Source organism: Neptunomonas sp. CHC150 (assembly GCF_030397555.1).
Lineage (GTDB): Bacteria > Pseudomonadota > Gammaproteobacteria > Pseudomonadales > Balneatricaceae > Neptunomonas > Neptunomonas phycophila.
In genome coordinates this window covers 131,043-153,910 of the sequence record NZ_JAPNXU010000011.1, presented here as the reverse complement: position 1 = coordinate 153,910, position 22,868 = coordinate 131,043, and the positions used below count along the sequence as shown (strand labels likewise).

Sequence of the window (22,868 nt, the reverse complement as noted above, 5' to 3'; positions counted from 1 at the left end):
TGATCACGTTTGTTCAGGTTGATCAAAGCCGAAGCTTGTTTAGGCAATGGCTTCTTTGATGAAGGCGATAAAGTCTTCACCAAGATCCGGATGGCTCATCGCAAAAGCCATGTTTGCCTGTACAAATCCTAACTTGTTACCGCAATCATAGGTTTTACCCACCATGCTGTATGCGCGCATAGGTGCTTCTTTAATGAGAGCGTCTAACGCGTCGGTCAGTTGGATCTCATTACCGGCGCCGGGTTTGGTGTCTTTTAATAGCTCCATGACACGAGCAGGTAAGATGTAACGACCGACAATGGCTTGGTTAGACGGTGCTTTGTCGCGCGGTGGTTTTTCGACCATGCCGATAATAGGTTGGCCTTGACCGGCGTTGAGTGGTTTGCCATCGCAATCGACTACTCCGTAGCGCTCAACGTGCTCTTCGGGTACGGCTTCCACCATGATTTGTGCGGCACCGGTTTCGTTAAAGTCCTTCACCATAGCGGCTAGGTCTTGGCTGCCATTACTCGGGTTGTGGATCAGCATGTCTGGGAGCATAACGGCAAATGGCTCGTTACCAACCAATGGTGCGGCGCACAACACCGCGTGGCCTAAGCCAAGGGCGCGGCCTTGACGTACAGAAGAGATAGAAACGCCCGCGGGTAAGATGCCTTTTACATCGTTAAGAATGCTATCTTTACCTTTGCGTTCTAGCTCGGTTTCCAGTTCGTAGTGAACATCAAAGTGATCTTCGATGGCTTGCTTGCTGCTGCGGGTTATGAGGATGATTTCTGTGAATCCTGCCCCTACGGCTTCTTCAACCACATGCTGGATAACGGGTTTGTCTACAACCGTTAGCATCTCTTTTGGGATAGCTTTACTGGCTGGCAAAACACGGGTGCCAAGGCCTGCGACGGGGATTACAATTTTAGTAAGTTTAGACATCCTTTATTCCAAAGCTCCATATGAAAAGGTAATAGTTGTAGTTTAAACAAGTGAACCAAGATTAATAATTTATTTGTGTCTGTTTGTTATAACACAAAGCTATTAATTTATGACTTACAAGGATAAAATTAAGTGTAATTATTTTGCAGTGCAAGATCATTATGCTGTATTTTGATTTTGTAAGCGCTAATTTTATAGGAGTTTACTATAGAACTCCTAAGGACAGAGGCTGTTTTCATGGATACTTCAAACGCATATGCGAAAAAGCTATACGTAGCGCTTTTTGCTTCTTCTCTTACGACTCATGCTTTGGCTACAGAGCCTGCTTCAGTTCCCGTGGGGAATCTTGCGCTAACGCCGACTGTTGATCTTACCACAGGCTATACTGACAACTTTTTTGATTCGGTAAGTGATGAAAAAAGTACTTGGTTTAGTAGGGTTCGTCCTAATTTCAACCTGCAGGGGGTTAAAGGTGGTTTGACCGCGGGGGTGAATGCTTCTTTGGAACATGGTGTTTACTATAGCAGCCGTGCAGATGATTACACTGATAAAGGTGTGTCTGCCTATGCTACGGTAGAGTTTGATAGCCGTAAAAAGTTGGATTTATTGGCCGAGTACCTAAAGCTGCATGACGCACGAAGTGACAGCGGTTCGGGTGATGCGCTGAGTACTGATGTGGCATCGAAAGCTAGCCGTTATACCATGAAAAACTTAGGCGCTACCTTTACCTATGGTACGCCGCGTTCCACTGGCCAAATCATCGTAAAAGGTGATATCTCTGATAAAGAGTATGATAACTTTCGAGATTTTACGGCTTCGAAAGACCGTCAAACAAAAAGTGTGAGTGGTACCTTCTTTTATCGCGTAGCGCCAAAAACGCGTATGTTGGTCGAAGGGCGCTATAAAGATGTAGACTATGATTTGTCATCGGTTACGTTAGATAGCGATACAAAGAAATTGTTGGTGGGTGTTGAGTGGGATGCGACTGCAAAAACATCCGGTCTGGCCAAGATTGGTTACGCGCGTAAAGACTTTGATAACAACGCACGTGATGATTTTTCCGGATCCAGTTGGGAAGTCGGTGTAACATGGGCGCCACGAACGTACTCTATGTTTGATTTATCGACCAGCCGTGAAGCTGAAGAATCAAGCGGGGCAGCGGACTACATTGATACGACTAGCTGGACTTTAAGTTGGTCTCACGAGTGGACAGATGTAGTTGCAAGCCGTGTAAGTTATAATTCGTTAAATGAAGATTACGTAGGTGACCCTAGCGGCACCGACGATGATACTGACACATTTACAGTGGGTCTTAGCTACGACATGCGTCGTTGGTTAACACTCGGTGTTGACGTGTCTCATGTATCGTTTGATTCGAATCAGCCGGATGCTGATTACGACAGTAATACGATTGTCTTTAAAGTGCAGGGCTCCCTATAAGGGCCCTTCTTTATTAAGCCTATACGTGGAAGAGGGATGATGAGAAAACTGTTTTATCTGATTGCAGCATTTGCTGTTATGTTAACGCAAAACGTGAATGCAGAAGGGTTATCTGACTACAGGATGAGCGTCGGAGACCTAATAAAGATACAGGTGTACGGCGAAGATGAATTAAGTACAGAAGTACGTTTGTCGGATGCGGGTACAATTTCTTATCCTTTTTTCGGTGAGCTTCAAGTTCTGGGAATGACAACCGGAGGCTTGAGTGGCCTGCTAACGGAGCGGCTTCAAGATGGCTATTTAGTTGACCCTAGTGTTAGCGTGAGTGTTTTGGAGTACCGCGAGTTCTTTATTGATGGTGCTGTTAAGCAGCCCGGGGGCTACGCGTACCAGCCTGGTTTGACATTGCAGCGTGCTGTTTCGTTAGCGGGTGGCTTTTCTGAACGAGCTTCTTCTAGCAAGTTCTTTGTAGTTCGAGAAGGTAGTGGTAGCAACAAACCGAGTAAAATCAGTTTGACGGCTCCCATACAGCCCGGCGATGTAATAACTATTGAAGAAAGTTTTTTCTGATCTCTGCTATTTGAACGGAAGTTATAATGGATATTCAAAAAGAGCAGGGAGCGCTTGATCGCCTACTGCAAGATGACGTAATTGATCTAAGACAGTATTGGCAAACTATTATGCGTCACAAGTGGGGCATTATTGGGTTTGCTTTTGTTGTTACCTTGTTAACCACCTTGGCTGTCTATTCGTTGACGCCTATCTACCGCGCTACGGCGACGTTGTTGATTGAATCGCAGCAGGCCAATGTGGTGTCCATCGAAGAAGTTTACGGTTTAGAAGGCGCGCAATCAGAGTATTTTACGACGCAGTTTGAGATCTTAAAATCTCGTATGCTGGCTGAGAAAGTCGTTGAACGCCTTAATTTAGTTGAGCACCCGCTGTACAACCAGCCTAAAGAGCCGCTTTTGCCATTCGATTTGAATTGGCGAGATTGGATTCCGGTTGAGTTGCCCGGTGCTGAGCAAGAAGCGACTGAGCTCGATAAACGCAGAAAAGTTGTTGATGCGTTTATGTCCGGCTTGAGCATTGAGCCTGTGCGAAAATCTCAGTTGGTAAAAATTAGTTACGAGTCACCCGATAAGCAGTTAGCCGCCGATGTGGCAAATGCCGTGGGTGAGGCTTATATCGAAAGCAACTTGGAAGCAAAACTTGAACTGACGTTGAAGGCCTCTTCTTGGTTGAGTGGTCGTCTGGAAGGGCTGCGTTCCGATCTGTCAGCTGCTGAGCAGCGTTTACAACAATACCGCGAAGAAGAAAAAATCGTGGGTGAGCGTGGTGGTTTAGATATTGCGAGCCAAGAATTAGAGTTGGTAGCGACTAAATTGGTGGAAGCTCGCCGTGATCGTCTTGAATCTGAGAGCTTATACAAGCAGATTAGGGCTATCGGGAAAAGTGATCCTACGCGCCTTGAGTTGGTGCCGGGGGTGTTACAGCATCCTTTAGTGCAGCGAATGAAAGAAGCCTATGCGCAGGTTGAGCAGAAGCGTTCTGAGTTGGCGAAACGCTATGGCCCTAAACACCCAAATATGCAAGCTGTAAACTCTGAATTAAATAATGCCCGTCAGGCACTTAATAAACAGATTTTATCTGTGGTCAATGGAATTGAAACCACTTACAAAGTGGCGTTGGCTAATGAGCGATCTTTGCAGGGCTCGCTGGATGGTACTAAAGGCAATATTCAAAGCCTGAGCCGTAAAGAATACCGGTTGCGCGAGCTGCAACAAGATGTTGATGCTAAACGAGCGGTCTTTGATACTTTTTTAAATCGTTTTAATGAGACTACGGCGACTGGCGATTTAAGTTCTGCAAATGCACGGATTTCTGACCCTGCTGTTGTGCCTATTGAAGCGGCAAAGCCAAAGAAAAAGCTGATTGTTGCCCTGGCTTTTGTGGTGAGTTCGTTATTTGGGGTGATGTTTGCCTTCTTGTTGCAAGCGCTGAACAACACGGTGAAAACACCAGCAGAGGTGGAGAGTCGATTGGGCGAAACGATGCTTGGGCTTTTGCCATTGCTGCCGCGTCGCCGTAAAAACCCTAACCAAAGTTATCGTCATTTTTTGGATATGCCACAGTCGCCTTATTCGGAAGCGTTGCGAACCATACGTACGGGCTTGATCTTATCTGCGCTGGATGCAGACAATAAAATTGTGTCGGTAACGTCCAGTGTGCCGGGCGAAGGTAAAACAACGCTCTCTCTTGGTTTGGCGTTTGCGACAGGCCAGATGGAAAATGTTTTGCTGATCGATGCGGATATGCGTCGCCCTGCGGTGTCTCGTGCATTGGGGTTAGACAAGTCTCATGCGGGCTTATCTAATTTGGTGGCCGGTACCGCACAGTTGTCTGAGTGTATTCAGCGTTATGAGGAAGGCAATATTGATGTGTTAAGTGCTGGTACTATTCCGCCTAACCCATCTGAGTTGCTGTCATCAAAACGTTTTGCGAGCGTGCTTGAGTTGTTGCAAACTAAGTATGATCGGATTGTTATTGACTCCGCACCTTGTCAAGCGGTGAGTGATGCCATGATTTTAGCATCCCAAGTAGGGGCTATGATCTATGTGGTTAAATCTGACTCGACACCGCATCAGCAGGCGCGCAGTGGATTGAAGCGCTTGCATGAAGCAAAAGCGCCTATCGTCGGCGTCGTGTTGAATCAGGTAGATGTCAAAAAGACCGCTAAGTATGGCGCTGAGCAATATGGCGGTTATTATGACGTTTACGGATATTCTGGAGCGAAGTAATGTTTGATTTGCATTGTCACTTGTTACCTGGTGTTGATGATGGCGCGGCTGAAGTTGAAGATGCGTTAGCGTTGGCTCGGGTAGCTATTGACGATGGCATCTCACATATGGTGCTAACGCCGCATGTGCATCCCGGCCGTTATGACAATACGCGTACATCTTTAGAGCCGCACTTTGCGGCTTTTTCTGCGCGGTTAAAGGAAGAAGGATTACCTTTGACGGTGTCGCTAGCGGGAGAGGTCAGGTTAAGTGCTGAAATCTTACAGATGGCGGCTATGGATGATCTGCCTTTCTTAGGTGTGTGGGAAGGCAAAAAAGTGATGCTGCTTGAGCTTCCGCATAGTCATATCCCTCCGGGAAGCGATAAGTTGGTTAAGTGGCTAATGAGTCGCGATATTGTGCCTATGATCGCCCATCCTGAGCGTAATAAAGATATTATGAATTCGCTTGAGAAGATTACTCCATTTGTGGAAATGGGATGCCTTTTTCAGGTGACGGCTATGTCGGTTACCAATGAGTTTGGTGGTATTGCTCATGAGCGGGCGCATCAATTGTTAGAGCGTGATTGGGTGACGTTAATTGCTTCGGATGCGCACAATGTTGATCGTCGGCCGCCCGTATTATCAAAGGCGCGGCAGGTGGTTGAGTCTGTTTATGGTGCGGACGTGGCGGATAAGCTGTTTGTGAGTACGCCCAAATCTATCGTTGAGTCGGGTGCTTGTTTGTAATGTCATCTTCAAAAAAAACAGCCTTATTTGCTGTTCTTTGTTTGCTAAGCCTACCTGTTTTTTATTTTTCGTTTCGCTTTGCTATGGCTGATATCGCCGCTTACAGTGTTAAGTATGCGGTTGAAGATATGGATAGTGGCAAAGCACCGATGACCTTGGAAACGGTGGATGCCGCTGAAGAAAAAATCGATTCGGCTATTGGTTGGTGGCCTCAGAATGCGGAATATGTGGAGCTAAAAGCCCGTTTGCAGTTGTATCGTGCCATCATGGGGTTTGGTACTCCCGTTTTCTTATCCAGTGTTAATAATGCGTTAGCTTTGCACCAAGAGGCAATTGAATTGAGGCCGCATTGGCCTTACAGCTGGGCAAGCCGTTCGTTAGTGAAGGCTTACTTGGGTGAGTTTGATGCCGTTTATTTTGAGGGCTTTAAAGAGGCTAGTCGTTTAGGGCCTTGGGAGCTGTCTGTTAATTTGTCTTTGTTGGAAGCCGGGTTGATTGGCTGGCAAAGGCTGGATGAAAGTACTATCAGCTTGGTGGTTGCAGCGGCTGAGCGGGGTGCAGAACATCGACCTAAATCAGTAGCTGAATTGCTTAATCGCTATAGTATGAAATATCCCATTTGTGCTCGTATGTCTCGTGGCGAGCAGCAAGTCAAAGCGTGCCGTTAAGCCGCTAGGAGTCGCTATGTCTGAAGCTGTTTTTATCCCCCTTAATATCGCCATTCTTACTGTGTCTGACACACGAACGTCTGAAACGGATAAATCTGGTGATACCTTGCAAGCATGTGTCGAGCAAGCAGGGCATGTGGCGGCGGTTAGGGCTATTGCGAAGGATGATATTTATCAAATCCGTTCCGTGGTTTCGCAGTGGATTGCTAGTGATGCTATCCATGCTGTGCTGATTACAGGTGGTACGGGTTTTACGGCAAGAGACAGTACTCCAGAGGCTATGATCCCGTTGTTTGATAAGCAGATAGAAGGCTATGGTGAGCTATTTAGAAGCTTATCCTATGATGAGATTGGTACTTCTACTATTCAATCTCGTACGGTGGCGGGTGTGGCTAACCGTACAGTTATATTTTGTATGCCTGGCTCTACAGGTGCATGCAAGACGGCTTGGAACAAGATTATTGCTGAACAGCTGGATCGTCGGCATCGTCCTTGTAATTTTGTTGAGATGGTGTTGCAGCGCGGTTAGTGCTCTTGGCCATTGGATTGGCGTAATGCTTGCTTTGTAATAGGGTAAGCAGAATTAAGCCACTTACGTTAATTTTATACCGGAAACAGCGTGTTTCCGGGTATTTTCAAGTGTGAAGCCAGCTTATAATGCTGGCTTTTTTATGCGTGTTGTTTTGTGAAAGTAGATACGCACTTTTCTAGGGCATGTTATGGAATCGTTGTCTCCGCTGTTTGAGACGTTTGTGTTGGTATTGCTGGCTGAGTTTGGTGATAAGAGCCAGTTAGTCACTATGACCTTAGCAGCCCGTTATAAGCATTGGCCGATTATTATCGGTTCGATTTCGGCGTTTGCTGTCTTAAATCTCCTGGCGGTTGTATTTGGTGCGACGGTTAGCCATTGGTTGCCAATGTGGCTTGTCGCTTTGATTGTGGCTGTGTTGTTTATCTATTTTGGTTTGCAGTCTTTGTTTTTTGAAGAGGACGAGGGTGATGATGCGGATCAGGTAAAAGTCGGTCGTCAGTTGATCCTTTCCGTTTTTATGCTGATTTTCTTTGCTGAGTTAGGGGATAAAACTCAGCTGGCAGTGGCGGCTTTGGGTGGTTTGCAAAACCCTTGGTTGGTTTGGTTAGGTTCGACCTTGGCGTTGGGTGTTACGACAGTTCTTGGGGTAGAGGTTGGACGTAAGTTGTTGCAAAAAATGCCTTTAGTATGGATTCACCGAGGCAGCGGAGTGTTGTTTTTGGTGATGGGGTTAGTCGCTTTGTATCAAGCGTATGAGCAATTTGTCGCGTTGGCATAAAAAATAGCTCAGGTAGACTATTTACCTCCTATCGCGAATGTAAGTGATGAAAGTGGGTGGGCGATGATGAGGATGTTGAGTTGCTAAACGGTTTTTTGGTGTTGTTAGTCTGCCAATTCTTAGGCGAATTAGCCGTTATGGCTTCCGGAGTTCCGGTGCCAGGGCCAGTGATTGGCATGTTGTTGCTGTTAGTCCTATTGGCTGTTTTAAAGCGGACACCGGCGGATGTACGCCTTGTTTCTGAAGGTTTGTTGCGTTACCTAGCGTTTTTGTATGTGCCTGCGGGTGTGGGGCTGATGGTTCACGCGAAACTGCTGGCTGATTATTGGTTGCCGTTAACGATTGCGTTGATGGTCAGTACGTTTTTAGCCTTGTTCTTGACCGCTGCCGTATTTAAGTTGGCGGCTAAGCTGGATAAATCTCGTCATAAAGCGAAAGAGGAGAGTGCGTAATGGACTTTTGGGTTTATTTCGCTGCTAAGCCTTTGTTTTGGGTGATATTGACGACCAGTGTGTTTATCTTTGCGTGTTGGGTTAACCGGCGAGCGAATGGCAGTCCCTTATTGCATCCAGTGTTAGTGTCCATGTTTATCATCATTGTGTTTTTGGTGTTCACAGGGACCGATTACAAGACCTATTTTGAAGGCGCTCAGTTCATCCATTTTTTGATTGGCCCGGCCACGGTCGCATTGGCTGTGCCTCTGTTTGATCACTTTAAGCGTATTCGCGAAATGTGGTTGTCGATATTTATTGCGTGCTTTACGGGTGCTTTGGTTGCCATGGTGTCTGTGTTGTTGGTGGCTATGATGTTTGGTCTGCCTGGCGAGTTGCTGCTGACGTTAGCTCCGAAGAGCGTTACAACTCCAATAGCGATCGGCATTGCGGAAAAAATTGGGGGTATTACCTCTATGGCCGCTGGCTTTGTATTAATTACCGGCGCGATGGGGTGTTTGATGGCGCCGTTTGTGTTTCGTGTATTGGGCATCAAAGATGATGCCGTAAAAGGTTTTGCGTTGGGTTTGGCTGCTCATGGTTTTGGTACGGCTAGCGCTTTTGAAATGAGCGCGCTGGCGGGTGCTTTTGCTGGTTTGGCTATGGGTATTACAGGCTTGATGACCGCATTTTTAGTTCCGGTTGTGGTTGCTGTGCTTGGGATTGGTTAGTTCGCTAACTTATCTTTTTAGCGCGTTTGCTTCTCATGTATATGCGCTGTAAAGTGCGCCACTGTTTTTGTCTTCGATTAAAAAGGTATGTCAGAGAATGACTCCATTAGAGCGTTATAAACAAGATCTGCAACGTGATGATTTTGCCTATGACCCCGCCCAAGAGTTAGCGATTACGCACTTGCAGCGCTTGTATGATGATCTGTTAGCCGCTGAGCGCGAGCAGCCTTCTTCGTTTATTGGCCGCTTGAGTGGTCGCTTTAAGAAAAAAGAAGTCGAGCCGGTTAAAGGGTTGTACTTTTGGGGTGGCGTTGGACGCGGTAAGACATACCTAATGGATGTGTTTTACGATAGCTTACCTTTTACTCGTAAAAACAGGACGCACTTTCATCGGTTTATGCAGCGTGTACACGCTGATTTGCGAGGGCTTGATGGGACTAAAAACCCGTTAGAAGAGTTGGCGAAGCGTTATGCTCAAGAATGGCGCATTATTTGTTTTGATGAGTTTTTTGTCTCTGATATTACTGATGCCATGATCTTAGGTGGCTTGTTTGAAAAGCTGTTTATGAACGGCGTTTCATTGGTGGCAACATCTAACATCGTGCCTGATGGTTTGTACAAAGACGGTTTGCAGCGCGCTCGTTTTTTGCCAGCCATTGCAATGTTGAATAAGCATACAGAAGTCGTGAATGTTGATGGTGGCGTGGATTACCGTTTGCGTACGTTAGAACAGGCTGAGCTATTCCATTATCCGTTGGGCCCTGAAGCCGATGCGAGCTTAACTAAAAGCTTTGAAGCATTAGCACCGGATATCGCAAGTGCTGAAGTGGCTAAACCAATTGAGGTGAATGGCCGTTCAATCGTGTCACGCCGCAGTTGTGAAGATGTGATTTGGTTTGATTTTAAAGCACTTTGCGAGGGGCCGCGATCTCAGAATGATTACATCGAATTAGCAAAAGAATACCATGCTGTTTTGTTATCTAATGTACCTCAGTTAGGGCGTTCGAATGATGATTCGGCACGTCGGTTTATTAATTTGGTAGATGAGTTTTATGACTGCGGCGTCAAATTGATAATCTCTGCTGAAGTGAGCATCGCTAACATCTATACAGAAGGCCGTTTGTCGTTTGAGATAGCCAGAACGCAGAGTCGTTTGCTGGAAATGCAATCGCATGAATACCTGTCGCGCGAGCACAAAGCATAGGCTAAAATTTAGTGGTTTTTTATAGCAAAGGACTCGCATTGGCGAGTCTTTTTGTCTATAATCCGCGCTCCTCAAATTGTTGAGGTTCGATTGTTGTGGTTTTTTCAGTAATGAATGGGCGACAACTAATAATTATAAGGTAAGTCGGCACGGCTTTTTGAAAGCCTCGTTAAGACTTAATTTTTTATATAGGCGAACAATAGATGACTACTTTTGTTGCTAAACCAGCCGAAGTAAAACGCGACTGGTATGTAATTGATGCAGAGGGTAAAACTCTGGGTCGTATGGCTACTGAAATCGCACGCCGTTTACGCGGTAAGCATAAGCCAGAATACACTCCTCACGTAGATACAGGCGATTACATTGTTGTAATCAATGCTGAGAAAGTAAACGTGACGGGTAATAAGCGTAAAGATAAAATGTACTACCGTCACTCAGGCTACCCAGGTGGCTTGAAGCAGGCTAACTTTGAAATCATGATCAACAGCAAGCCAGCTGAAGTTATTGAGCTAGCGGTTAAAGGCATGCTTCCAAAGGGTCCTTTGGGTCGTGCTATGTACACTAAATTGAAAGTGTACGCAGGTAACGAACATCCACATGCGGCTCAGCAGCCTCAAGAATTGAAAATTTAAGGGGATAGTAGATTATGTCAACTACTCAGTATTACGGTACAGGTCGTCGCAAAACTTCTACTGCCCGTGTTTTCTTGCGTCCAGGTACAGGCACTATCACTGTTAATGATCGTACTCTTGATGTGTACTTTGGTCGTGAAACTGCTCGCATGATCGTTCGTCAGCCACTAGAACTGACTGAAACGTTAGAAAAATTTGATGTGTTTGCTACGGTTAAAGGCGGCGGTGGCTTCGGTCAAGCTGGTGCTATCCGTCACGGTATTACTCGTGCACTTATGGAATACGACGAAACGCTTCGTCCTTCACTGCGTAAAGCTGGTTTTGTTACCCGTGACGCTCGTGAAGTTGAACGTAAGAAAGTTGGTCTGCGTAAAGCACGTAAGAAACCACAATTCTCTAAGCGTTAATTGTCTGCCAGTTTACTGGCAAGCAATTCAGAAAAACGCCCGAAGCCTCACGGCTCGGGCGTTTTTTTATGTCTGCTATATAATCTTGTGCTATATCAATACTTAGTCTAAATGTAGGGGTAATTTATTAATTCACCTTGTATCATAGGGTTATATTCTTTACTATTTTCGCGATTTTAAAGAACCGAATTTTGTAGCTTTATACTTTTCGGCCGGTGATCTTTTTTATAAAAATAAAGGCGGGGCTGAATGTGGGGGAGAACTTGATGAGCAATGACGGCGTGAACAAGGGTCGGCGTCGCCTACTGATCGGTGCTACTTCTGCCGTTGGGGCAGTAGGTGCTGTGGGGGCTGCAGTACCGTTTGTAGCTTCTTGGAATCCGAGCGCTAAGGCTAAAGCGGCGGGTGCACCTGCGAAAGCAGACATCAGTAAGCTAGAGCCTGGGCAGCAAATGATCGTAGAATGGCGCGGAAAGCCAGTCTGGGTTGTTAAACGTGGCCAAGAAGCATTAAAAAATTTAGAAGCGCTGGATCCTAGTCGTTTAGCTGATCCGCTTTCAAGCGTACCGCAGCAGCCTGATTACATTCCTAAAAACGCTTACCGTGCAATACGCGATGACATTTCGGTGTTGGTGGGTATTTGTACGCACTTGGGTTGTTCTCCTACGTATCGTCCAGAAGTCGCGCCTGCTGACTTAGGTGCTGATTGGGTGGGCGGTTATTACTGTCCATGTCATGGGTCTCGTTTTGATTTGTCTGGTCGTGTGCTTAAAGGTTCCCCAGCGCCGACAAATCTTGTGATCCCTCCTTATACGTTTGAGGATGACGATATTCTCGTCGTCGGTATCGATCAGGAGGCTGTGTAATGGCTGGCTATCGCAATAAGGGTAAAGGCGGTTTCATGGGGTGGGTCGATGACCGTTTCCCAGCAACGGCTATGTGGGAAGATCATCTTTCCAAGTACTACGCGCCAAAAAACTTTAACTTTTGGTATTTCTTTGGCTCTTTAGCCATGCTCGTTTTGGTTAACCAGATTATTACTGGTATTTGGTTAACGATGAACTACAACCCTTCAGCAGAAGGGGCGTTTGCGTCTATTGAATACATCATGCGTGATGTCGACTACGGTTGGCTGTTGCGCTATATGCACTCTACGGGTGCGTCTGCATTTTTCTGTGTTGTGTATCTGCATATGTTCCGTGGCATGCTTTATGGTTCGTACCGTAAGCCGCGTGAGTTGGTGTGGATCTTTGGTATGACAATCTACTTGGCGCTAATGGCTGAAGCCTTCATGGGTTATTTGTTGCCTTGGGGTCAGATGTCTTACTGGGGTGCGCAGGTTATTGTATCGCTATTCTCGGCGGTGCCATTTATTGGCCCTGATTTAGCTGAGTGGATTCGTGGAGACTACCTGATTTCTGGTGTTACGCTAACACGTTTCTTTGCGCTGCATGTTATCGCTTTACCTATCGTGCTGTTAGCTTTGGTTGTTCTGCACATCATTGCATTGCATGAAGTGGGTTCTAACAACCCAGATGGTATCGAAATTAAAGAAAACAAAGACGAAAATGGCGTGCCACGTGATGGTATCCCGTTCCACCCTTACTATACTGTTAAAGATATTGTGGGTGTTGTGGTCTTCTTGTTTGTCTTCTGTACCGTAATCTTCTTCTTCCCTGAAGGGGGTGGTTACTTTATTGAAGCGCCAAACTTTGAGCCAGCTAACCCGCTGAAAACGCCACCGCATATTGCGCCTGTTTGGTACTTCACGCCTTTCTATGCCATGTTGCGTGCTATTCCGCCAATTGCTGCTTCCCAGTTCCCCGGTGTGGTAGTGATGGGTGGTGCGATTGCTATCTTGTTTGTGTTGCCTTGGTTAGATCGCAGCCCTGTTAAGTCTATCCGTTACAAAGGCTGGATGAGTAAAGTGGCTTTGGCTATCTTTGCTGTAAGCTTTGTGATCTTGGGTTACTTAGGTGTTGTTGCTTCTACACCGGGTCGTACGCTGGTTGCTCAGATCTGTACAGGTCTGTACTTCGCGTTCTTCTTCTTAATGCCTATTTACACGCGTTTGGAGAAAACTAAACCAGTTCCGGAAAGGGTGACAGGGTAATGAAAAAATTTGTAATCGCTTTCGTTATGTCGTTGTTCCCGGTTGTGGCTATGGCAGCTACAGAAGGGGTTAAATTAGATCACATTGAAATAGACCTAGAGAATCAGGCGTCGCTTCAGCGTGGTATGCAAACGTTTGTAAATAACTGTTTGGGTTGTCACTCTGCCCAATATCAGCGTTATGAGCGTGCTGCGAATGACTTGGGTATGCCGAATGAGTTGGTTGAAGAGCATTTGTTGTTAGGTGACCAAAAAATAGGTGATCAAATGACTATTGCTATGCAAAAAGCTGATGCCGGCAAGTGGTTTGGTAACCCACCACCTGATTTAACGCTTGAAGCGCGTTTGCGTGGACCTGATTGGATTTATACGTATTTACGTAGCTTCTATAAAGATGAGTCTCGTCCTTGGGGTGTGAATAACGTTGTTTTTGCTGATGTAGGTATGCCAAACGTTTTGGAATACTTACAAGGTGAGCAAGTTAATCACTGTACACCTGAAGAACTGATGCATGCGGAGAAGAAAATTGACCCGCTAACCGGTCAAGAAATGGGTGGCTGCTTAACCATCAGCAAGGCGGGTTTACAAACGCCAGCTGAGTTTGACCGCACCATTTATGACTTGGTTAACTTTATGGCATACATTGGGGAGCCTTCAAAACTCGATTCTCATCGCATTGGTACTAAGGTGTTAATCTTCTTGTTCATATTCTTCTTTATCGCTTATGCGCTTAAGAAAGAATATTGGAGAGATGTACACTGATCTAATCGAAAAAATCTGTTAGAATGCTTCTTTCGCGCGGCCTGTTAAAGGCCGCGTTTGTTTATTTTTAGCGGTAAGTTATATGGGGATATATTGATGGGAGTTGTGGCGAAGCGTTCTTCCATGACCTTTTACTCTGATGGTAGTGATCACTACAGCCACCGCGTACGCATCGTGCTGGCCGAGAAAGGTGTTGCTGTTGATGTGATCGATTGTCATGTTGAAGATTTGCCAGAAGATCTGGCGGGTTTGAATCCATACAACAGCTTGCCAACGCTTTTGGATAGGGAACTGGTTCTATATGAATCAAATGTGATGATGGAATACCTTGATGAGCGTTTTCCTCATCCGCCATTGTTACCAGTTTATCCTGTAGCGCGTGCTGAAAGCCGTTTGTTTATGTACCGAATCCAGCGCGATTGGTGTAAGCATGTTGATCTTTTGGTTTCGGGCAAAGGCAGTGAAGCTGAGTTAGAATCAGCACGTAAGGACTTGCGTGATAGCTTTGTAGCTATATCGCCAATCTTTGGTGAAAAGCCGTTCTTTATGAGCGATGAGTTCACGTTAGTCGATTGCTGTCTTGCGCCAATTTTGTGGCGTTTACCGTCTTTGGGTATTGAATTGCCTGAAGCGCAATGTAAGCATTTACTTGCTTATATGGATCGTTTGTTCGAGCGTGAATCTTTCCGTGATAGCCTATCGGATGGTGAGCGCGAAATGCGCGACTAGTATTTGGTAATTTGCCTGTATTATTAAAAAGGGATGCGTTGTCATCCTTTTTTTTTGGAATGTTGGGAGTGGTTAGGATATGAACCCGAGTCGTCCTTATCTTATTCGAGGCCTTCACGAGTGGCTTATTGATAATGATTTAACGCCGCATATTGCTGTAGACGCTTTTGTGAAGGGGGTAATGGTCCCTGAGCAGTTTATCTCGGATGGACAAATTGTTTTAAATATCAGTCCGTCGGCGGTTGTGGGTCTGGCTATTGATGATCATGCTGTCAGTTTTAGCGCGCGTTTTGGTGGTATGCCAATGAATGTGTATGTGCCAATGAGTGCTGTTTTAGCTATTTACGCGCGGGAAACTGGCGCGGGGATGGGGTTTGGTCAAGAGCCGGGTGCAGAGCTGTATGCGAGTGATGATTACGATCCTGAGCCGCCAGAACCGGAGCAGCCAAAAAAGGCAGCACGCCCATCGCTTAAGGTCGTGAAATAGTCGATATCGGCAGGGTAATGGTCGTGTAGTTAGAGTTGATAATATAAAAAAGCCACCAGGTTTAATTAGATCTGGTGGCTTTTTTTTGGGTTACATCTAGAGAAGGTCTAGTTGTTAGCGCTTAGGGATGTATTCAAAGACTTTTACGATGCGTTGAACGCCTGGCACAGTGCGGATGATGCTAATCGCAAGATTTGCTTCTTGTTCGGTTACTAGCCCCATGAGGTAAACAGAGCTGTTTTCGGTAACGACTTTAATGCGGCCGCCATCGATGTTTTCTGTGGCCAGTAGTTGTAATTTGATGCGGCTGGTTAAGTAGGCATCGTTAGTGCGGACAATACCTGATGTCGGGCCTGCAATTTCAAGTTCGTTATGGATTTTACGGACCTTGCGAGTTTGCATGGCTATCTGCTCGGCTTCTGTTTTAGCCGCTTCGCTGGGTACTTGGCCTGTGAGTAATACGATGCCGTTGTAGCTTGTAACGCCGATATGGGCGCTATTTACGGCCTTTGAGCCTTTGTTGATGTTGACGAGCGTTTTGTTTTCGATCAGTTCGTCTTCGACGTAAGCCCCAAGTGTGCGCTTGCCGGAGTCTTCTTGGATGGGTTCTTCTCGTGTGGCGCTAATGAGTGAGGCGCAGCCTGATAGTGTGCCTATCAGGCATAGGGTAGAAATCAGTTTGATTGATGTTGTGTTCATGTAATCAGGCTCCAAATAACTGGTAATCAATTAGGTCGCATAAACAATGTAAAACCAAAAGGTGCGCACCGTAGATCATCGCATTGTCTTCTGATGGTACGCATATTTCGACCTCGTCGGGTCGTAAAAGTGCGGAGATGTTGCTGCTTTGTGAGCCGGTAATGGCAATCACGGACATGTCTCTATCGTGGGCTGACTGGATCGCTTGGACTAGGCTGTTTGATTTGCCTTGGTTTGATATAACCAAGAGTACATCGCCCGGTTGTCCTATTGCGCGTATCTGTTTGGCGTAAACATCACTAAAGCTGCCTTCTTCCGCTATACCTGTCAGTGCGGCGCTATCGGTTCCAATCGTCAAGGCGGGTAGCCCCGGACGTTCGTGGCGAAAACGGTTGAGGAGGAGTGATGAGAAATGCTGCGCCAATGCAGCGGATCCGCCATTGCCTACACACAATACTTTTAGCTCACTGGCTAGGCTCGCCATAATGAGTTCGCTGGCGTGAGCTATTAACGGTGTGTATTGCTCAATGGTATGGGCATTTGTGTCCATTGAGTTGTGGAACAGATTAATAATGCGATCTTCAAGTTCCATTAACGCTTTCCGGAGTCAAAGTCTGAAGGCGTCTTTATACCATATTGGCTGACTGTCTTCAGGTGAGGATTCATAGGCTAATACGTCAAAACGGCAGTTATAATTTTGAAAACTGGGATGAGTCATCAAAAAATGCTGAGCTGTTTTTATTAGCTTGTTTTGTTTATTGGGGGTGACTGATAGCGCAGCCCCTCCAAACTGTTTGCTTTTGCGATAGCGAACTTCGGCAAATACCAGCACGTTGCTTTCGAGTAAAATGAGATCTATTTCACCCATTTTACAAAAATAGTTACGCTTTACAGGGCGAAGACCTTTCTTAATAAGCCAATGCCATGCCCTGTCTTCAACATCCTTGCCGATTGTGCGTTTGTCCATACGTTTACAATTATTCCATTAATACAGGGATGCCTTGTTTAAACACAGCCCATTGTAAATGTCGCATTACTTTATTGTTTGAGTTGACCGATAATTGCCCTGTTTCACCGTTGAGTTGCGCACCAGGAGTCATGCTCAGCTCCTGTAGATAAGGGTACAGGTTGTATGCGTCTGCTCCAAGTGCGTATAAACGGCCATAGCGCGTTTGGGTGTTGTTTTTGGTGCTGGCAATAGATCGCTGTAAAGCCGATGGTGGAGATAGAATCCATGGGATATCACCAAACATAACGCCATTTAAATCGATATCGGCTTTGGGGTCAGGGGAGCCGCCATAGACCTGAGAGGTAGCATACACAGGAATATTATTCGCAAAATAGAACTTCAGGAAGGGTTTGATAAGCCGAGCATCCTGAGGTCGGGCGGCTAATAAAATAACATCGGCATCATTACGGCGAACGTTGGCGAAGCTGTAGCTTTGTTTTTTGCGGCGTCGTGCTTCGTTAGCACGTAAGCGTCCGATATCTACCCGCAGCAGTTGCGGGATCTGTTGTGATAGTTTGCTGCTATCAAAGAGAAGCGAATCAGCAACGCTGCCGCCTAATTCGGTAAAGGTGTTGGTGAATGCAGTATGGGCGCGACGACCCCAATCTGAATCGGGAGCAATAATTAAAGCACTGTATTTGCCAGCATTGATAGCTGTTGTGGCTGCATCCCGAGCTTCGTCTTCGGCGGATAGGCCAAATTGATAGAGGTTGAATGCACTGGTGTCTGCATAGTTAAGCGCTAAAAAAGGTAAAGGTAGCTCGTTGTAATTGGCGAGTGCGTTGACCTTGTCTTTATCTAGCGGGCCAATAATCATTTCTAGCCCTTGGTTTGTAACAGCGCTGAGAATTTCTTCGGCTGTATTCAATGGTGCGCTATCGATAAATACGATTTCGGGTGTAAAGCCGTTGGCTTGTGCGTTGGCTTGGGCTTTGAGTATGCCTTCGGTGATAGCACTGCCAGCGTTTTCTAGGGCGCCGGATTGCGGAAGCAGTATGCCGATACGCGCTACATTTTCAATATTAGCGCTGCCACCGGTAATGAGATCCTGAGGCATAATTTGTGCCGCCGGGTGCGCTTGCCATACAGCCAACCAGTTATCAATGTTGGTTTCTGATGTGCGAACATCAATCACTTGACGCGCTGATTGAGCCAGTTCTAGCCAACCCTGCAAGATATAATCGTTGTTGGGCTGTTGCAGTTCTTGGTATAGCTCTTGATTATTTAGTTGCTGAAGCGCGGCCCATATTTGGTCATGATAAGCCTGTAATTGGGCTTCATCGTGCACATAGCGAGTGCTTTCAATAAGGATCTTGGCTTCTTCTAGTGCCTGACCGTTGAGGTTAAAGGCGTCGGCATACAGTTGCTCGGATAATAAGACGTCTTCCTCGGGAAGAGTGCTCAGGCTTGGCATATAAGCAAGATAGCTTAATGCGCGTTCTGCATCATTGGCTTGTATGGCGCGTTGAGTCTGAAGGCTTAAGATATCGAAGCGCAATGCTGGCGGTAAAATGTCAGTATCAATGCCGTCCAGCAAGCTCAGCGCGCGATCTTCTTCGCCTCGTGCGATGAGCTGCTTCGCTGCTTCAAGTTTGAGCTGGGCTGATTGAATAGGGGGAGCACTATTGGCTTGATCAATCAGTGACTCAACCGGCATCTGCATGCCTGATTGCTGTGTATTGGTATTACCACTTCTGTCCACAACATCTGGGCTTTGCATAGGCGGCATAGCGCAGCCGGCAATTAATGCCGATAAAGCAACAGTTAGAGACAGGCGTTTCAAATTCATCATATACTCTAGCACCCTGATGATGGATGGATTGTTATGTTTGATGCAGTTTTATTTGTTGTGGCGACACCTATTGGTAACTTAGGTGATATGACGCCACGAGCGGTGGAGGTTCTGCAGTCCGTTGCTCTTATTGCGGCAGAGGACACTCGCCACAGCAGCCGTTTAATGGCGCACTTTAACATTAAAGCGCCCATGATTTCATTGCATGATCATAACGAACGGCAAAGACTGCAAACAATACTGGATAAATTGGCCGCTGGCGACTCTATCGCGTTGATTTCTGACGCTGGAACGCCATTAATTTCCGATCCGGGCTTTATTTTGGTCCGTGCTGTACGTGAAGCCGGTTTTAAAGTCGTTCCTGTGCCGGGAGCTTGTGCTGTTATCACGGCAATGTGTGCGTCTGGTGTGCCTACTGATAAGTTTGTTTTTGAGGGCTTTTTACCAGCTAAACGGGTGGGGCGTAAGCAAAAATTTGAAGCGCTAGTTGCGGAAGAGCGAACCGTTATTTTTTATGAATCTACTCATCGCATACTGGATTCATTGGCTGATATGCGCGATGTGTTGGGTGAAGATCGCTATGTGGTGGTGGCTCGTGAGCTGACTAAAACGTTTGAGACGATTCATGGCGATACGTTGGATAATGTTATTGAGTGGATCACTGCTGATCATAATCAGCAAAAAGGTGAATTTGTTTTGTTGGTTCAAGGTGTGGAGCTTGAAAGTAGTGACGGACCCTCGCCCGAGGCGTTAAAAGTGCTAGATGTGCTTTTAGAGGAGCTGCCGGTTAAACAGGCGTCTGCGCTGGCTGCAAAAATCACAGGTGAGAAGAAGAATGCGCTTTATCAGATTGCGCTTAATCGTAAGTAGTGTCTGGGAATAGTTTTTGATATGATGCGCGCCTGAGTTCGCCGGGCAGTCGCCGTTTAGCACTAGCTAGAGGGAGGAAAGTCCGGGCTCCATAGGGCAAGGTGCCAGATAACGTCTGGGCGGCGCGAGCCGACGGCCAGTGCAGCAGAGAGTATACCGCCTAAGTATCTTCGGATACCGGTAAGGGTGAAAGGGTGCGGTAAGAGCGCACCGCGTGGGTGGCAACATTCCACGGCATGGTAAACCCCACCAGGAGCAAGACCAAATAGGGATCCATTAGGTGTGGCCCGCATCGGATCCGGGTAGGTCGCTTGAGATGTATAGCGATGTACATACTAGATGAATGACTGTCCTCGACAGAACCCGGCTTACAGGCGAACTCAGACTCTTTTCTACTTTCCCTTCATAATCTTTCTGTTTCTATATGGCGTCATCTGTTGACTGTCTTGCTATGCTGCTTTATCTTTTTCCGACATATTGTTTGTATCTAGCCTAGGGAAAGGTGTAAATCCAATAGGTGCGTAATGCGTCATCTTTCCTTGCTCGTATTTTCATGTTTTATTTTGGCTGGTTGCTCTTCTTCAGGATTGCGTTCGTCAGTTGCTGACGAGCATTTGCCTATGTGTTTAGCACCTCCTTTGCCTTTTCAGCCGTCAATCCCTCACGTCTCGGCCACTCAAAATACTATTATGGTACACCCTGGGTTGCTGCTTTTGGTTGATTGGGGTGGTCAGCGGGCTTTGGATGTGGGGCATTCATTGGTGGAGCAAGGTTATGCTGAGCGTATCTTAGAAGTTCGCTCGCGAATGAAGGCGCCAATGCTTGAGCAGATGGTGAAAGACGGCGGCGGTGATTACGTGGGTATCCACTACAGTATGGGTGGCGCGCCCAAGGTGTTGAAAGCTGCCGTTGATGCAGCGGCGCAGGTGTCGAGCGAGCATGGTGTTGACACGCAGTATTCAGCCATTATGGTTGATCCTTTCGCTTTGGGGCTGCTGGAAAAGCGAATCAATCCTGATAGTGCTCATTTAAAGCAGGTCTTTGTGATCTTGTCTAATCGTTATATGCCATTACGACCTGATCCTTCTTTGTTGTCTAGCCGGGTAATGCAGCACCCTAAGTTTCACTTTATTTTTGCTGAAGAGTACGGTGTGCGATGGAATCATTTTACTTTCTTAACGGATGTGAAAAATGATCAACGTAGTACGCAGAACGCGCAGCGAGGTCGTGAAATCTTTGAGCAGGTACTGCAGGGGGCTTTCGAAGGTGTGTCATCAGATGTGATCGCTAGTAATTTACAGCATTTACGATTGCGCTATGCGCGGCAAGATGGCCGATCCTTGATTCCTGGTTTGTGCCGCTTGTACAGTTAGTCTGCGCGCTTTTTGATCTGTCGTTTTATTCAATCAGCATCCCAGCATTGTCTTGGATGTCATTTCTCTTTTTATCCCTAAGTCTTTGTTTTATATAAAGCCGATTGTTTTCTTTCGTTTTTCTGCTCTTGCTTAGATCAATTTTGCTAATACACCCTTTAGTTAGTGAGTGAATACCTCTGTCTCAAACTTGCAAAGGGGGTGGTTAGTTCCTATAGTGTGCGGTAGTGGGTAAATGTGGGTAAAAGTGGCGCTTTGTGAGTTGAGGTGTTGCTCAAGTGGAGAAATACAGACGGTGTTTCGCGGGGTTAATCAAGTCAATTTAGATGCCAAAGGGCGTCTTGCCATACCGGCGCGCTACCGAGATCAAATCTCGGTGCAGTGTTCTGGGCATATGGTGTTGACGATTGATACTGAGGAGCGATGCCTGTTGTTGTACCCCATTGATGACTGGGAAGAGATTCAAGAAAAAGTGAATGCACTCCCAAGTTTTAACCCTGCCGCGCGACGTTTGCAGCGTTTGTTGATCGGTCATGCGACTGATCTGGATATGGATGGTAATGGTCGATTGTTGATCCCATCGCTGCTGAGAGAGTATGCGGGCTTGGATAAAAAAGTCATTTTGCTAGGACAAGGTCGCAAATTTGAGTTGTGGGATGAGGCAGCGTGGAATGAAACGCGTGAAGAGTATCTCCAAATTGATGATGCCAGCGGCAATTTTGACGGTTTACAAGATTTATCCCTTTGATAGATGCATGCCCGTTTAGGGGTGCCAAAACAGGACAAGCGAGTGAGTAACGAGAACGGCGAAACCTTTCAGCACATAACCGTCATGCTAAATGAGGCGGTGCAGGCCCTGGTGCAAAATCCAGATGGCTTTTATGTGGATGGTACCTTTGGTCGTGGTGGTCACTCGGCTCTTGTGTTGGAGCAGCTATCAGATAAAGGTCGCTTAATGGCGATCGATAAAGATTTAGAAGCAATAGCGCATGCCGGTAAGCGGTTTGCGGATGAACCACGTTTTGATATTGCTCATGGGTCGTTTGCGCAATTAGGAGAATTTGTTACTGAACGCGGTTTTTTTGAGAAAGTTGACGGCGTCCTTTTGGACTTAGGTGTTAGCTCACCGCAGTTAGATGATCCTATGCGAGGATTTAGCTTTCAGCATGACGGCCCTCTTGATATGCGTATGGACACAACGCAAGGCGAAAGTGCCGCGCAATGGTTAAGTCATGCCAGCGAGGCCGAAATAGCAGATGTTATTTTCACCTACGGAGAAGATAAGTTTGGTCGTCGTATGGCGAAAGCTATCGTTAAAGAACGCGAAATAGCTCCAATCGAAACGACGGCTCGCTTAGCCAAAATCATTTCCGAGGCTAACCCTTCCTGGGAAAAAGGTAAGCATCCTGCTACGCGTGCCTTTCAAGCTATTCGTATTCATGTCAACCGTGAATTAGAGGATTTAGAGCGCTGTTTAGACCGCGCATTAGATTCTTTAAAAGTGGGCGGGCGATTGGTCATTATTAGTTTTCATTCACTAGAAGATCGCATAGTTAAGCGCTTTATTCGCAAATATGTAAAGGGTGATGAGCATCTGCCGCGGGGAATTCCTTTTACACAAGATATGTTGGATCAGCGTCTTAAAGCTGAAGGAAAAATGTCTAAAGCGTCAACAGCGGAAGTTGAAGAGAACCCTCGTTCACGCAGTGCCGTGATGCGTGTGGCCACTAAATTAAAGTAAGGGAATTGTAAAAGT

At 46.4% G+C, this 22,868-nt stretch carries 26 protein-coding genes and 1 other RNA gene; 22 read left to right on the top strand and 5 right to left on the bottom strand.

All coding sequences use genetic code 11. The annotated features are described in order from the left end of the window. Positions 1-39: 39 nt before the first annotated feature. Positions 40-927 (bottom strand): UTP--glucose-1-phosphate uridylyltransferase GalU, encoded by an 888-nt coding sequence (galU, locus tag OW491_RS14700; protein ID WP_075171495.1) that lies wholly within the window; start codon positions 925-927, stop codon positions 40-42. A gap of 237 nt (positions 928-1,164) precedes the next feature. Here galU and OW491_RS14695 point away from each other — a divergent pair, with 237 nt between their 5' ends. The 17 genes from OW491_RS14695 to OW491_RS14615 all read left to right on the top strand — a co-directional run bounded on the left by OW491_RS14695 (position 1,165) and on the right by OW491_RS14615 (position 15,369). Continuing rightward, positions 1,165-2,367: an outer membrane beta-barrel protein gene (locus tag OW491_RS14695; RefSeq protein WP_290036669.1), complete on the top strand. Its 1,203-nt coding sequence runs from the start codon at positions 1,165-1,167 to the stop codon at positions 2,365-2,367. Positions 2,368-2,403: 36 nt separating this feature from the next. Continuing rightward, positions 2,404-2,937 carry a polysaccharide biosynthesis/export family protein gene (locus OW491_RS14690; RefSeq protein ID WP_075171497.1) on the top strand — a complete coding sequence of 178 codons (534 nt, stop codon included), beginning with the start codon at positions 2,404-2,406 and terminating at the stop codon, positions 2,935-2,937. 26 nt (positions 2,938-2,963) lie between these two features. Then, positions 2,964-5,168, top strand: coding sequence for a polysaccharide biosynthesis tyrosine autokinase (locus OW491_RS14685; protein ID WP_290036667.1), 2,205 nt, complete (start codon positions 2,964-2,966; stop codon positions 5,166-5,168). Beyond that, a complete protein-coding gene (locus OW491_RS14680) occupies positions 5,168-5,896 on the top strand; it encodes a CpsB/CapC family capsule biosynthesis tyrosine phosphatase (protein ID WP_075171499.1) in 729 nt (242 codons plus the stop codon). Before OW491_RS14685 ends, OW491_RS14680 begins: the two co-directional genes overlap by 1 nt. Further along, the gene (locus OW491_RS14675; RefSeq protein ID WP_075171500.1) at positions 5,896-6,564 is read left to right on the top strand and encodes a hypothetical protein; all 669 of its coding nucleotides are present in this window, start codon (positions 5,896-5,898) and stop codon (positions 6,562-6,564) included. Before OW491_RS14680 ends, OW491_RS14675 begins: the two co-directional genes overlap by 1 nt. 16 nt (positions 6,565-6,580) lie before the next feature. Next, positions 6,581-7,093, top strand: a complete 513-nt coding sequence (moaB, locus tag OW491_RS14670) for a molybdenum cofactor biosynthesis protein B (RefSeq protein WP_075171501.1) — start codon at positions 6,581-6,583, stop codon at positions 7,091-7,093. A gap of 190 nt (positions 7,094-7,283) precedes the next feature. Beyond that, positions 7,284-7,874 (top strand): TMEM165/GDT1 family protein, encoded by a 591-nt coding sequence (locus OW491_RS14665; protein ID WP_290036666.1) that lies wholly within the window; start codon positions 7,284-7,286, stop codon positions 7,872-7,874. Between the two features lie 56 nt (positions 7,875-7,930). Then, positions 7,931-8,326: a CidA/LrgA family protein gene (locus OW491_RS14660; RefSeq protein WP_290036665.1), complete on the top strand. Its 396-nt coding sequence runs from the start codon at positions 7,931-7,933 to the stop codon at positions 8,324-8,326. Continuing rightward, positions 8,326-9,036: an LrgB family protein gene (locus OW491_RS14655; protein WP_290036664.1), complete on the top strand. Its 711-nt coding sequence runs from the start codon at positions 8,326-8,328 to the stop codon at positions 9,034-9,036. Before OW491_RS14660 ends, OW491_RS14655 begins: the two co-directional genes overlap by 1 nt. Before the next feature lie 97 nt (positions 9,037-9,133). Next, positions 9,134-10,240 (top strand): cell division protein ZapE, encoded by a 1,107-nt coding sequence (gene zapE, locus OW491_RS14650; protein WP_290036663.1) that lies wholly within the window; start codon positions 9,134-9,136, stop codon positions 10,238-10,240. Between the two features lie 203 nt (positions 10,241-10,443). Beyond that, a complete protein-coding gene (gene rplM, locus OW491_RS14645) occupies positions 10,444-10,872 on the top strand; it encodes a 50S ribosomal protein L13 (protein ID WP_075171506.1) in 429 nt (142 codons plus the stop codon). Positions 10,873-10,886: 14 nt separating this feature from the next. Continuing rightward, a complete protein-coding gene (gene rpsI, locus OW491_RS14640; protein ID WP_075171507.1) occupies positions 10,887-11,279 on the top strand; it encodes a 30S ribosomal protein S9 in 393 nt (130 codons plus the stop codon). Between the two features lie 266 nt (positions 11,280-11,545). Then, positions 11,546-12,145: a ubiquinol-cytochrome c reductase iron-sulfur subunit gene (gene petA, locus OW491_RS14635; RefSeq protein ID WP_075171508.1), complete on the top strand. Its 600-nt coding sequence runs from the start codon at positions 11,546-11,548 to the stop codon at positions 12,143-12,145. Further along, entirely contained in the window at positions 12,145-13,392 is a 1,248-nt protein-coding gene (locus OW491_RS14630; protein WP_075171509.1) for a cytochrome bc complex cytochrome b subunit, read from the top strand. Before petA ends, OW491_RS14630 begins: the two co-directional genes overlap by 1 nt. Then, positions 13,392-14,153, top strand: coding sequence for a cytochrome c1 (locus tag OW491_RS14625; RefSeq protein WP_075171510.1), 762 nt, complete (start codon positions 13,392-13,394; stop codon positions 14,151-14,153). The genes OW491_RS14630 and OW491_RS14625 overlap by 1 nt, the downstream gene beginning before the upstream one ends. A 96-nt stretch (positions 14,154-14,249) precedes the next feature. Continuing rightward, the gene (locus OW491_RS14620) at positions 14,250-14,882 is read left to right on the top strand and encodes a glutathione S-transferase N-terminal domain-containing protein (protein WP_075171511.1); all 633 of its coding nucleotides are present in this window, start codon (positions 14,250-14,252) and stop codon (positions 14,880-14,882) included. Between the two features lie 79 nt (positions 14,883-14,961). Continuing rightward, positions 14,962-15,369, top strand: a complete 408-nt coding sequence (locus OW491_RS14615; RefSeq protein ID WP_290036659.1) for a ClpXP protease specificity-enhancing factor — start codon at positions 14,962-14,964, stop codon at positions 15,367-15,369. Between the two features lie 114 nt (positions 15,370-15,483). Here OW491_RS14615 and OW491_RS14610 read toward each other — a convergent pair whose 3' ends face one another. From OW491_RS14610 to OW491_RS14595, 4 genes are read right to left on the bottom strand one after another with little or no spacing between them, the layout of a single operon-like run. Then, positions 15,484-16,068, bottom strand: a complete 585-nt coding sequence (locus tag OW491_RS14610; RefSeq protein ID WP_075171513.1) for a BON domain-containing protein — start codon at positions 16,066-16,068, stop codon at positions 15,484-15,486. 4 nt (positions 16,069-16,072) lie between these two features. Next, positions 16,073-16,660 carry an SIS domain-containing protein gene (locus OW491_RS14605; RefSeq protein WP_075171514.1) on the bottom strand — a complete coding sequence of 196 codons (588 nt, stop codon included), beginning with the start codon at positions 16,658-16,660 and terminating at the stop codon, positions 16,073-16,075. Positions 16,661-16,675: 15 nt separating this feature from the next. Further along, positions 16,676-17,035 carry a YraN family protein gene (locus OW491_RS14600; RefSeq protein ID WP_075171515.1) on the bottom strand — a complete coding sequence of 120 codons (360 nt, stop codon included), beginning with the start codon at positions 17,033-17,035 and terminating at the stop codon, positions 16,676-16,678. Between the two features lie 10 nt (positions 17,036-17,045). Then, positions 17,046-18,869 (bottom strand): penicillin-binding protein activator, encoded by a 1,824-nt coding sequence (locus OW491_RS14595; protein ID WP_083609919.1) that lies wholly within the window; start codon positions 18,867-18,869, stop codon positions 17,046-17,048. Positions 18,870-18,902: 33 nt separating this feature from the next. Here OW491_RS14595 and rsmI point away from each other — a divergent pair, with 33 nt between their 5' ends. From rsmI to rsmH, 5 genes are all read left to right on the top strand, one after another. After that, positions 18,903-19,739, top strand: coding sequence for a 16S rRNA (cytidine(1402)-2'-O)-methyltransferase (gene rsmI, locus OW491_RS14590; protein ID WP_290036656.1), 837 nt, complete (start codon positions 18,903-18,905; stop codon positions 19,737-19,739). Positions 19,740-19,772: 33 nt separating this feature from the next. Next, positions 19,773-20,126: RNase P RNA component class A (rnpB, locus tag OW491_RS14585), an RNA gene on the top strand. A 137-nt stretch (positions 20,127-20,263) separates the two neighbouring features. Then, positions 20,264-21,112 carry a hypothetical protein gene (locus OW491_RS14580; RefSeq protein WP_290036653.1) on the top strand — a complete coding sequence of 283 codons (849 nt, stop codon included), beginning with the start codon at positions 20,264-20,266 and terminating at the stop codon, positions 21,110-21,112. 295 nt (positions 21,113-21,407) lie between these two features. Next, positions 21,408-21,860, top strand: coding sequence for a division/cell wall cluster transcriptional repressor MraZ (mraZ, locus tag OW491_RS14575; protein ID WP_075178762.1), 453 nt, complete (start codon positions 21,408-21,410; stop codon positions 21,858-21,860). A 42-nt stretch (positions 21,861-21,902) separates the two neighbouring features. Then, complete coding sequence (gene rsmH / locus OW491_RS14570; protein ID WP_290036651.1) at positions 21,903-22,853, top strand: 16S rRNA (cytosine(1402)-N(4))-methyltransferase RsmH; 951 nt, start codon at positions 21,903-21,905, stop codon at positions 22,851-22,853. Positions 22,854-22,868 lie beyond the last annotated feature (15 nt).